At 30.8% G+C, this 11,950-nt stretch carries 10 protein-coding genes; all 10 read right to left on the reverse strand.

All coding sequences use genetic code 11. From position 1 onward, the window contains the following. Position 1: 1 nt before the first annotated feature. Positions 2-1,135, reverse strand: a complete 1,134-nt coding sequence (locus tag B5E64_RS10725; protein WP_087168515.1) for a DegT/DnrJ/EryC1/StrS family aminotransferase — start codon at positions 1,133-1,135, stop codon at positions 2-4. Further along, complete coding sequence (locus B5E64_RS10730) at positions 1,125-1,706, reverse strand: acyltransferase (protein ID WP_087168516.1); 582 nt, start codon at positions 1,704-1,706, stop codon at positions 1,125-1,127. Before B5E64_RS10730 ends, B5E64_RS10725 begins: the two co-directional genes overlap by 11 nt. Further along, positions 1,707-2,780 (reverse strand): Gfo/Idh/MocA family oxidoreductase, encoded by a 1,074-nt coding sequence (locus tag B5E64_RS10735; protein WP_087168517.1) that lies wholly within the window; start codon positions 2,778-2,780, stop codon positions 1,707-1,709. It lies immediately after the preceding gene. A gap of 28 nt (positions 2,781-2,808) precedes the next feature. Continuing rightward, positions 2,809-4,122 (reverse strand): nucleotide sugar dehydrogenase, encoded by a 1,314-nt coding sequence (locus tag B5E64_RS10740; RefSeq protein ID WP_087168518.1) that lies wholly within the window; start codon positions 4,120-4,122, stop codon positions 2,809-2,811. 70 nt (positions 4,123-4,192) lie between these two features. Beyond that, positions 4,193-5,431 (reverse strand): hypothetical protein, encoded by a 1,239-nt coding sequence (locus B5E64_RS10745; protein WP_087168519.1) that lies wholly within the window; start codon positions 5,429-5,431, stop codon positions 4,193-4,195. 9 nt (positions 5,432-5,440) lie between these two features. Continuing rightward, the gene (locus B5E64_RS10750; protein WP_087168520.1) at positions 5,441-6,982 is read right to left on the reverse strand and encodes an oligosaccharide flippase family protein; all 1,542 of its coding nucleotides are present in this window, start codon (positions 6,980-6,982) and stop codon (positions 5,441-5,443) included. Continuing rightward, positions 6,960-8,201, reverse strand: coding sequence for a glycosyltransferase (locus tag B5E64_RS10755; protein ID WP_087168521.1), 1,242 nt, complete (start codon positions 8,199-8,201; stop codon positions 6,960-6,962). The genes B5E64_RS10750 and B5E64_RS10755 overlap by 23 nt, the downstream gene beginning before the upstream one ends. Beyond that, the gene (locus B5E64_RS10760; RefSeq protein WP_087168522.1) at positions 8,198-9,619 is read right to left on the reverse strand and encodes an O-antigen polysaccharide polymerase Wzy family protein; all 1,422 of its coding nucleotides are present in this window, start codon (positions 9,617-9,619) and stop codon (positions 8,198-8,200) included. Before B5E64_RS10760 ends, B5E64_RS10755 begins: the two co-directional genes overlap by 4 nt. Next, entirely contained in the window at positions 9,612-10,721 is a 1,110-nt protein-coding gene (locus B5E64_RS10765) for a glycosyltransferase (RefSeq protein WP_087168523.1), read from the reverse strand. Before B5E64_RS10765 ends, B5E64_RS10760 begins: the two co-directional genes overlap by 8 nt. A 7-nt stretch (positions 10,722-10,728) precedes the next feature. Beyond that, the gene (locus B5E64_RS10770) at positions 10,729-11,946 is read right to left on the reverse strand and encodes a glycosyltransferase family 4 protein (RefSeq protein ID WP_087168524.1); all 1,218 of its coding nucleotides are present in this window, start codon (positions 11,944-11,946) and stop codon (positions 10,729-10,731) included. Positions 11,947-11,950 lie beyond the last annotated feature (4 nt).

The following is an 11,950-nucleotide window of genomic DNA, read 5'->3' on the forward strand; positions in this document are numbered from 1 at the left end:
CTCAACTCTTTTTATTTATTGCTAACTTAACTGCCATTGCTATTTCCTGTATATCCGAATTTGACAAATATGGATGCATTGGTAACGATAAAACAGTATCACACAGCTTTTCTGTATTTGGACATTCAACGTACATTTTATTACCCGAAAAGGCTACCTGCTGATGCATCGGTTTTGGATAATAAACTATTGTTGGAATACCTTTTTCTTTCAATGCTTCCTGCACTTGATCCCGCTCATCTTTTGATGAAAGTTGTAATGTATATTGAGCCCAGCTTGAGTAGAATCCTTCTCTAACAACAGGAATCTTTACAACTCCCATCAACTCTTTTCTATAAGTATCCGCAACTCTATTTACTTCTTCTAATTCATACTCTCTAAATGCCTTAAACTTCACTTTTAGAATCGCAGCCTGTAAAGTGTCCAGTCGTGAATTCCATCCTATTCGCACGTTATCATATTTAAAACTGCCTTTTCCATGTACCCGGATGGACTTTAATAATTCTGCTATGTTATCATCATTTGTAAATATAGCTCCTCCATCGCCATAGCATCCCAAAGGCTTTGCTGGGAAAAAGGACGTAGTTGCTGCATCTCCAAAACTCCCCACTCTTCTTTCTCCTATTTTTCCTCCAAATCCTTGGGCTCCATCTTCCAATAATAGCAATTTATATTTTTTTGCTATTTCTTCTAATTTTATGTAGTTTGCCGGCAATCCAAATAAATCTACTGCGATTATAGCTCGTGGTGTAAGCTTTCCTTCATTCAAAACATTAATTATAGAATTTTCTAGTGATGTTACATCGGCATTAAAAGTGTCCATACACACATCATAAAAAACTGGAGTAGCCCCTTCAAAAGAAACTATTTCTCCTGAAGCGAAAAAAGTGAAGTCCGGTACAAATACTGCATCCCCTTTCCCTATATTCCAAGCCATCATCATCATCGACAACGCATCTGTTCCGTTTCCACATGTAATACAATGTTTAACCCCTACATACTGTGCCAATTCTTCTTCTAATTCGCCGACCTGCCGTCCACTAATAAAATTAGCATTTTCTAAAACTTCTGCAATAGCTGCATCTATCTCGGGCTTCAGTTGCTGATACTGGGTTTTTAAATCTCTAAATTGCATTTATCTGCCTCTTTTCTTTCATGATTCCATCTTCTATTTTATATTCTCTTCCGCAAGACGGGCATACATAGTTATCGTGTAGTTTCATTCCACATTCACATGCCCAACCAATCTGTTTTGCTGGCACTCCTGCCATCAAAGCATAATCAGGAACATCTTTAGTAACTACTGCTCCTGCGGCAATCATTGCCCATCTACCTATACTATGTCCACAAACAATAGTTGCATTCGCTCCTATAGTTGCACCGTGTTTCAATATAGTTTTTTTATATCCTACAGATCCTTTTGGGTATTTCGCTCTTGGAGTCAAATCATTAGTAAAAACCATTGATGGTCCGCAAAAAACATAATCTTCCAATTCTACACCTTCATAAATCGATACATTATTTTGTATTTTTACCCCATTACCAATTTTTACATTATTTGATACATTAACATTCTGTCCCAACGAACAATTTTTTCCTATTATCGCCCCGTCTTGAATATGCGAAAAATGCCAAATTTTTGTTCCATCTCCAATTTTGACATTTTCATCAATATAGCTACTTTCATGAACAAAAAAATTTCCCATTTAAAATTCTCCCATCATATCAACACTTGCAAATTTTTTTAATGGAAGTTTGACTGCCTTTCCTTCTTTTTGGCTTTGATAAATGGCAAGCACTAACTCTAAAGCATTCTTGCCAGCATTGGCATCTACGTATGGTTTTCCATCGGTTTTAATCGCATCGATTACATCTGCATAAAGGCTGGTATGACCATTACCATACACATTACTGGTTACTTCTTCCAAGCCTTTATTATTCTGATCTGCATCTGTTTCATCAGAAAAATTCCACACATCGATGTTATTAGTAGATTTTCCACCTAACTTTACTGTGCCTTTTTCGCCAAATAAATATAATGTTTCTTCAAGATTCTTCGGATAAACATTTGTTGTACCCTCGATTGTTGCAACTGCACCATTTCTAAATTTTACAACTGCCATTCCCACATCTTCTGCTTCCAGATAGCTATGAAATTGTTGTCTTGTCACTCCATAAACCTCTTCAATTTCATCCCCCATCATCCAGCGCAGCAAATCAATACCATGAATACACTGATTCATCAGTGCTCCACCATCCTGGGCCCAAGTTCCTCTCCATGGTGCCTGAGTATAGTAATCCTTATTTCTATTCCATCTTACGTGAATAGATCCATGAGAAAGTTTTCCAAATCTTCCTGCTTCTAACGCTTTTCGCATTTCTTGTACTGCAATATTAAAGCGATTTTGATGACATGCTGATACTTTTACTCCTTTTTCTTCTGACAGCTGAATAATTTTATCTGCATCTTCTATACTCATAGCCATTGGTTTTTCGATAATTACATTAATATTATGCTCAATGCAATACAAAGCAATTTCAGCATGTAAACCACTCTCTGTAGCAATTCCTACAAGTTCTAATTCATTTTCTTCTATCATTTTTTTATAGTCAGTATACCTTTTAATCGAGGTGGTTTTGTTTAAGTCATGCTTTTCTAATAATAGCTCCATGTGCTCTGGAATCACATCGCACACCGCAACCAATTCTAAATGATTATTAATAACCGCTTTAATATGATTTGTTGCAATTCTTCCACATCCAATTAATGCATATTTCATATCTCATTTCCTCCAAATAAAAAAAGCCCTAAAGGACTTCAATATTTTCTCTATTTTCTATTGCTTTCATTACATTTTTTGTATCAAATATTGCTAATGCATTTTTTTGTATCATGTCATAATCAATATTACTATGAGCTGCTGTAATCATTATAAGATCATAGGATGCAATAATTTCTGGATTAATTTCCTTTATTCCCTGATTTTTTTCTCCTTTATACTTATATTCAGCAATCCATGGATCATAAAAATCAACATCTGCTTCTTCTCTTTTTAAAATTTCAATAACGCGAAGAGCTGGGCTCTCTCTATAGTCATCAATATCCTGTTTGTAAGCCACTCCTAAAACAAGTATCTTAGAACCCTTCATCGACTTCATCTGTCTATTCAAAATTTTACTTGCACGTTCTACACAATATTCCGGCATTTGATCATTAATTATCATGGAACTTTCAATCATGGATGTATGGAACCCATATTCTCTGGCCTTCCAAGATAAGTAATATGGATCTAGTGGAATGCAATGTCCACCAAGACCTGGTCCTGGATAAAATGCCTGAAATCCATATGGTTTTGTTTTTGCAGCATCTACAACTTCCCACATACTGATCCCCAATTTTTGACAAAGCATTGTAAGTTCATTAACCAAACCAATATTTACATTTCTATATGTATTTTCGAGAATTTTCTCCATTTCCGCAACTGCCGGTGAGGATACTTCATACACTTCTCCCTCTAATACAGCTCTATACATTGCTGCAATCACTTCAGTTGCATCTTTTCCAATTGCACCCACTACTTTCGGAGTATTCTTTGTCTTGTAAATTAAATTACCTGGATCTACCCGCTCAGGTGAGAAGCCTAAATAAAAATCTTCTCCACATTTCAGCCCTGATCCTTCTTCCAAAATCGGTTTGATCAATTCTTCCGTCGTCCCAGGATATGTCGTCGATTCCAATACAACCATAGTACCTTTAGTCAAATATTTTGAAATTGCTTCTGTAGATGAACGAACATAACTAATATCTGGCTGCTGATGTGCATCCAATGGTGTTGGCACACAAATAGCGATAAAATCTACATCTTTAACAAAACTAAAATCCGTAGTGGCTGTTAACATTCCACTACGGACCAAATCTGCTAAATCACTATCTACTACATCTCCAATATAATTATGACCTTCATTTACTAATCTTACCTTTTCTTCCTGCACATCAAAACCTATTGTTTTAAATCCTGCCTTGGCTTTCTCTACCGCAAGCGGTAAGCCTACATACCCCAAGCCAACAACTCCTACTTTGATTTCTTTGGAATTAATTCTTTTCAGTAATTCTTCCTTCATTTTTTTCTCGACATTGCACTTTTACAATGTCTCCCCCTTTCCAATTTAATAAAATTATAATAAATATTATTTATTCATTCAAAATCTTCCAAAATTCCTCTTTTGCCTGTTTTTTAGCATTAAATAATTCTTCAGATTTTTTTGCCAGCACCTTACGCTTTTTTTCATCAGATAATATAATATTTAACATTTTCTCCATATACTTTGGATCATTTATACAACAAGCCGTATCTTTTAAAAATTGCATAGAAGCAATATTTTCTGGTCCAATAGCTAAAATTGGCTTTCCTAAAGATAAATATTCATATATTTTTGTAGAAATTGAAAATCTCGTGTCATAAATATTTTTCTTGTCAAAAGCTTCTACATGAACAAATATATCCGCTTCATTTAACTTAACTTCCAAATCTTTTTTTGCTAATTTCCCACCATATTTATTTTCTCCCAGACAAAGTTTTTCTCTTAAATTTTCTGTAATGCTCGAGTTAGTATAAGTTTCCAATCTAACTTTTCTCTTATTGTCTAAATTGAATTGATATATAATCTTACTAAGTTCTGCTAATACCTTATCCCGATTATATTCTAAGTTTCCCGCATAAACTAATACTAGATCGCTATGTTTTGATGGAACATTTACCTTTGTGATTTTTTCCATGTTCATAATCACATAACTCTTTTTTTGAAAAATTTTTTTATATTCAGCACACATTCCCTCTGAAATTGTAAAAAAATAGTTGGCCTCTTTTAATATTCTTTTAATATTCTTTTTTATAAGGCTCCTTTTAAATTGCCAAAAAATATCAATATTTTTACGTGGCATGATATAATCATCCGTTATAAATACTGCCAAGGATGAATGATATCTTTTTTTTATCAATCTTGTTAAATAATATGTAAATAAAGTATCACCACAAGTCGAAAAAATAACCTCGGGCTTATACTTATCCAACCAACAGAAAAGTTCCTTTTTATTCCACGGCAATTTCCATACTACTTCTCGCATTAAACGTATTAATGGCCATGTTTTCCATTTAGTTTCTTTACTTTCTTGATATATTAACTCTGAAACACGATTTGAAATTTTTTTTCCACATTTCTTAGTCATTCCAAAAATATTATATAAAATATCTTTTTCGGTAATACGGAAAAAATTATCAAATTCTTTACATAGCGGTTCTCCCTCATGTAAATATAACTGAGCAATTTTATCTTTCGGATAACCCGAAAAAAATGACAATAATGTTTTTCCATTATTACTGCATTCATCGAATGGATTTTGACTAATGACCAAGATTTTTTTACAATCCATGTAAAGATATCATCCTCTCTTCTTTATTTTCTTATAGAAGGATTTGCATAAATTTTCATAGTAAATAAAGTTTTTATTTTTTTTATAAATACCGATGTAAATCCCATTAAATCCAAAAACACATATTAATAGTTTTTCTAAAAAGCTAACAATTCCATTGCCAGGAATCTGTCTGCATACAAACCATAAAATCATTCCAACAATAATCATTAAAACAAAATATATTACAAATTGTTTAAAATACTCTTTAACTTTTGATTCAAACTTTTCCTTATATATGATATATGGCTCGTACCAAAAATTGGTTAAAAAATTACTTATTGTAGTTCCTAAGAGGATCCCGATTATTCCTAGTTTTAAAGGGAGAACAAATAAAAGAGACACTCCCAAATTTATACCTGCCTCTGCAATACACTTTATTTTTATATTCCAATATAACCCATATGTATCAATATAAGCTAATTGAGTATTTCTTATGTACCGCATATACAAGTTAAACGCAATTAAAAAAACACTTCCTTTATTTAATAAAAATTTTTCCCCTATCCATATCACTATAAATGGATTGATCAAGATAAAAAAACTTACTGAACAAAATGCAATTAACCAATAATTAGCAAACCATAATCTCTCAAATGTTTCTTTTGATTCTTCTTTGGTTTTCACCGCAACAAAATTTCCCAAACTTCCCGTAATTGCTTCAAATATCTTTGTTATAACAGTTCGTACTAAATTTACAAAAAGTAAATAATTTGAGTAGTATCCTAATATTACTGTACTAACAAATTTCGAAATTAAAATGTTTGATGTGGAAGTTACCACGACTGAGCTTATTTTGCTTAGAAACATTGCAAAAACATTTTTTTTCAACTCTGCGCTAGTATTATCATCTACTTTAGCATTGCTATAATCCTTTATAAATTTATACTTTTTATCTACATATAATGAAATGGCTAAATTATTTCCTAAAGTGCACACCACCTGTATGATTAAGTATAAAATAAAATTTCTATAAAGCATAAGCCCTATTATTTGCAATACATTCTGTAACACACTAACCACAATTTGTATAATAGATGCAATATATACTTCTTGTTCAACAATTAAAATGCTTTTTTTGTATGAAAAAAAATATGTGACTGTTGTATTTAATAAATACAAAATGTAAATAACATTTAATTCTCTGATTTGTGGCAAATCAGATATAAGAAGATGTAAAAATGGTGTACACGCTAAACCTATAACGGTCATTAGTATTCCAACTATATGATAGATCTTTTTATATAAATTCAACAACGCAGCTACTTTGTAATAATTCTTTTCTGCTGCGGGTTTATACATGGAAAATAAAATAGCCATTCCAAATCCCAAATCAGATAACGATAGTAATGTTAGAATATTACTAAATAATCCATTTAGACCTAGAAATTCGTTACCTAAAAAATAAATAAAAAATGTTCTATTTACAAAAAGCAACAAATTTGTAACTATTTGTTCCATCATTGATACTGATACATTCTTTATAGAGCTAAATATCCTCGATTTTTTCATGTACTAATTCCTTTATGTCCTCATAAAAATTATAATAATTACATTTTGAATTAAAGTTTTCTTCCCAAAATTTTCTAGTGCTATTTCGTATCTTAGTTTTCTCACTTTTTGATAGCCAATAGTAAGTCACAAGAGCATCTTTCAACTCACTCTCTACCTTATCTTTATCTATTAGCCATCCTGTAATATTGTTGATAACTATTTCATTTGTACCACCTACGTCTGTAGCTATGATAGGAATACCAAATGATATGGCTTCCATCATAGATACAGGTAAACCTTCAGTTGTACTTACATTGATAAAAAGATCTATTTTATTATGGCGATAAAAATTCATTATTGTGTCTTTTTTTTGAAATCCCCACAGATTACAAGTCAAATTCCTATTTTTACTTTTTTTCACCCTATTTTCTAGATCTCTAAATAATTCTCCGGTACCAAAATGATGCCATTCAATTTTTATATTATTTATTGTTGACAAGCAATCTAATATTAGGTGTACTCTTTTAATTTCTATAACACTAGAACAAGATACCAAAACCAGTTTCGAATATTCATTTTCTTTATTAATCCCATAATCTTGAGTTCCTAATTTACTAACTTCGCTTTTTATTTTACTCGAGAAGAAATAGTGCGTTTTAATATACTTTTCCCCTGATTTGGAAATTAAAAAAAGTTTATCTAATTTCGTGTAAATTTCATATCTAAATGGTAAGTATTCATACCTATGCCTTGTTTCATATAAATCTATTCCGTGAGCTCTTGATATTCCCAAAATTTTTCTATTTCTCTTTATAAGGGTTATTGCTAGCGCCGTTGTCGTAGCCCAATATGAATAACAGACAATTTGATCATCTTTATTATTATCCTGTTTTATGATAAGCTCTATTTTTCTTCTTTTTACATTAGCTAATATCCAGAAAACGAGAGCTCTTTTTAATGTATTCAAATGGATTTTTTTTGAACACACTAAAAACTTTATTTCTCTTAACAACGGCAAACACAGAACACAATTACATAAAACTATTGCCCAATCATACGGCTTAAATCTAGGGGATAAAATTAGATTTTTATATTCATTATCCGTTTCATTTTTTTTATATTCAAGCGGACATATATTTATCTCCTCTTGACTAGATGTGCTTGTTTCTAACTCATCTTTAATAAAAATTTCGCCTTTTCCAAAAGGAAATTGATTAGTAAATAAATATATTTTCATCGATTGTTTCCTCTATATCTTCTGTAATATAATTCTACAAAAATGAAAAAAATGAATACGTACAATAAATTTGTTATCGTAAATGTATTACAAATGAAGCCAAAAGCAGAATCACGAGGAGCTAATAGTAAGTTACTCAACATAATAAACATAAAACATTGTATATAAACATTCTGTGTCTTACTATTGGTGAATCTATATAGTAGTACTCCTATTAAAATGCTAAATAATATAATTCCTATATAACCAAAATCTTTATAAGCTTCCGCTATATAAGATGAACCAAGTCCACCACCTCTAAAATATATATTAGGATTCACTAAATACGTTATAGTCTGTCCAAATGAATTACCTTGCAATGCCATAGCAACTGTTTGATTAGAAAGAGGCTCAATTCCTAATAAATTTCCAAATATTGATTGATTTCTGATTAAAACCATCCATAACAGTCCGAATGTATATCCATTATCAGGTATAACATCATCTAACATTTTCCCATAAGCTATTAAATTTACACTTGACTCTTCAAACGCTTTTCTGATATTTTCCACAATCGAATAATCTGTCGATAAATTTATTCTTGTATAAGTAAATTGTTGTGCAATTGCAATAATAAAAGGACTTAGGATTACACCATAAAGTATCCATCTTTTTTTTATCCAAATTTTCCCCTCTTTTTCCTCTTTATTACGATAAAACAAATAAATTATTGTCATGACTATCGGTAAAATGAAAGAACTTCGTTTCCCGCTTCTAAGTGATATTAATGCAATTAGAATATTTATACCTAAAACAAAAAATGTCCTTTTTTTAGACGGCTTCGTACAAAGAAATAACCAAAAGAACAAATTATATCCTTGTGCAATTCTTTGTATAAAACCAGGAAGACTACTGGAATACCCTAAATAGCTTTCAACATATCCTATTTCATTTATAATTCTACTTCTTTCTATTTCCACTAGTATCTTAGGTATAACTGTAATCCCCAAACACAACATACTTGTTGTTTGAATTAGTTTTATTTTTTCTGAACTAATGGAACTAGAAGTTATATTTTTCTTTTTCATCGAAAAATCTTGAATTTGATATCCCACATATAACGCAATCTGACTTAAGTATAAGCAAAAAATGGTATGAAAAATTATTTCACTACTAAATAAAGTTTCCAATCCAGTATTTTTATCCACGAAAAAATTCAAAAATACTGAACCACTCAAAAAAAGTATTGTAAATACCTCAAAAAAGAAAAGTCCTATATGCTTCTCTAAACTTTGAAAAGTTTTACATAATATAGTAATTGTAACTATTCCCAAATCGACTATTAATATGGAAGTAGAGTTATTAATCAGCGAAAAAATACAGATTATAACTGATATGCAAATTACTATGTTATAGATAGACACAATTTTTCTATTCATTATTTAGCTCCATAAATTTTAAAATTTTATTTGTATATTCTTCCACATTTGATATGTAAATTCGACGTCCCTCTTTTTTCTTTTCGACTTTTTTTAAAGCTTCAACGAAAGATTCTACATTTCTTGGATCATAGAAATAAATATTCTCTTTACATTGTTCTATATTGGGTAAACGCTCTATATCTTGCTCATTCCCTGGAATAATCACATCATTTCCTGAATATAATCCTTCATAAATCGTCCGCCCAACGCAAAAGAACTTTTCTCCACGAATAATCGCATTTGAAATCGCATATATTTTATTAATATCTTCTATTTCTCCTAAAAAGATAATATCATTATATTTTTCCGCCTTTTTTATACATTTTTGAGCATATTGGCCTTTTATCTTCCCAGCAATTAATAAGTAGGCATCTATATTGGCCTTTATAAAACCATCTATAACAAACTCTACTCCTTTCTGCTCATAAATCATGCCAATTACAGAATATATCTTTTTATTTTCTTTTAGCCCTAAGTTCTTTTTTATTTTATCTTTTTGAATAAATTCAACATTTCTCATATCAAACGGATTATTTAATACTATTTCATTTTTTAAATTATAATCTTTAAATGCCTCATATGTTGCATGGTCTATATATATTACCCCTTTCGTATCATTTAAAGATTTAAGCACTTCTTTAAAAAGCCTGTTACTTCCTTCAAATACCTCTCTTATATGTATATAGTAGTTGCCTTTTGGAGAAATCAAAGGCCACAAAACTAAGGAGTTCAAATATACCCTATCGTATTTTTTCATGAGGCTTTTCACTTTTTTTCTATTCATCGTCCACAAAATATTATTCATTTTTTGATACAAAAAGCCCAACTTAGAAACGTGCTTTCTCCCAGAATAACACCTGCTAAAAGGAAGCCACATACTATAAATTTCTTTTACATTCTTCCCGAAGCCTTGCCGAATCACTTCCTCTTTAATACTGCGCGGAAAAGCTTTAGGACGTAAGATATCTATTTCTATATTTGTATTTGTCACCCAATTGACTAAACTTTTTCCTGCTCCATACAGCAAATTGTTGGCGTGCATTATGACTAAAATTTTCATAATTCCCTCACATTTTAATTTTATTGATTATAATCTTATACGCCGTTTCCACGGTATAATACTTCATTAAAAAGTTATAACTTGCTTCTTTAAAAGAGCCTAATCCAGTTTTATTACTTACTACTTTTTCTATTAATCTATTGACGTTATAAATATCATTGCTTTCGCACCACCATCCAAAATCTCCATCAACAATAACTTTTCCTACATCTGTATTAGGATCTGTAACTGCTAGTACCGGAAGTTTCGCCTGCATATAATTAAGCAAACGACTTGGAAAATTAGGAATTGTAAACCTATGATCCAAAAAAATCATTCCAACATCACACGAAGCAATCATTTGATCATAGTCATCTTTAGGTAGCCTTTTCATTAATTTCATATTTGAGGGTTGATATTTATTAAAAAATTTTTCAAGCAGATTATATTCTGTTCCATCTCCTACAATTAATATAAAAATCTCTTTATTATTAATTAACTGTTTTAGACATTTAATTAAAAAAGGAATCCCCTGTGGTTTTCCAAGATTTCCACCATAAACAAACACTATTGTATTTTGTGGAATTTCATATTTTTTTCTCATCCTTTTTTTTTCGTTTTCGTCAATACTCATATCCAGCATTTCAATACAATTAGGACAAACCTCTACCCTTTGTGGAGAAATTTCATGATTGTGCTTTAATATGTAATTTTTATTGGCTTCTGACATACAGCCTATATAATCAGAAATAGCATATAGCTTTTTCTCTTTGATACGGAAATATCGATATATAAGTTTCTTATATCCACTCTTTTTTAACATTCCCAAATCAACTGCATTCTGTGGAAATATATCCTTTAAAAGCAAATATGTCTGAGCTTGATCGCGCTTTTTCACATATTCAACAGCCTTTTGTAAAGTAATTGGCGGGGTCGAATATAAAACTAAGTTGAATTTAACATTCGCGAAATACTTTTTTATAGCATGAATGAATATGTACTCTAATGTAATAGTAGAAATTCCTTTTTCAATGAGATTTGTTTTTTGAATATTTCCGATTTTTATTTTTAAAATCATTGCATTTTTTTCTTTCAAAACCTGTGTTTTTTTTCCTGTTCGCCTCTCCGCAGGTGAAATCACATATATATGATGCTTTTCTCTAGCAAACTTACGTAAGAGATCCGTGTATATTCCACTTTGATTCAATGTATCAAAATCAAGTAATGTCAGAAAAAGAATGTTCATCGTA

Origin of the sequence: Drancourtella sp. An12, from assembly GCF_002160935.1 — a bacterium.
Taxonomy (GTDB): Bacteria; Bacillota; Clostridia; order Lachnospirales; family Lachnospiraceae; genus Sellimonas; species Sellimonas catena.

Bases quoted from the DNA above. Each gene is read 5' to 3' on its own strand.
- B5E64_RS10750 (WP_087168520.1), bottom strand. From the start codon at position 6,982: ATGAAAAAATCGAGGATATTTAGCTCTATAAAGAATGTATCAGTATCA.
- B5E64_RS10760 (WP_087168522.1), bottom strand. From the start codon at position 9,619: ATGAATAGAAAAATTGTGTCTATCTATAACATAGTAATTTGCATATCA.
- B5E64_RS10770 (WP_087168524.1), bottom strand. From the start codon at position 11,946: ATGAACATTCTTTTTCTGACATTACTTGATTTTGATACATTGAATCAA.
- B5E64_RS10755 (WP_087168521.1), bottom strand. From the start codon at position 8,201: ATGAAAATATATTTATTTACTAATCAATTTCCTTTTGGAAAAGGCGAA.
- B5E64_RS10725 (WP_087168515.1), bottom strand. From the start codon at position 1,135: ATGCAATTTAGAGATTTAAAAACCCAGTATCAGCAACTGAAGCCCGAG.
- B5E64_RS10735 (WP_087168517.1), bottom strand. From the start codon at position 2,780: ATGAAATATGCATTAATTGGATGTGGAAGAATTGCAACAAATCATATT.
- B5E64_RS10730 (WP_087168516.1), bottom strand. From the start codon at position 1,706: ATGGGAAATTTTTTTGTTCATGAAAGTAGCTATATTGATGAAAATGTC.
- B5E64_RS10740 (WP_087168518.1), bottom strand. From the start codon at position 4,122: ATGAAGGAAGAATTACTGAAAAGAATTAATTCCAAAGAAATCAAAGTA.
- B5E64_RS10745 (WP_087168519.1), bottom strand. From the start codon at position 5,431: ATGGATTGTAAAAAAATCTTGGTCATTAGTCAAAATCCATTCGATGAA.
- B5E64_RS10765 (WP_087168523.1), bottom strand. From the start codon at position 10,721: ATGAAAATTTTAGTCATAATGCACGCCAACAATTTGCTGTATGGAGCA.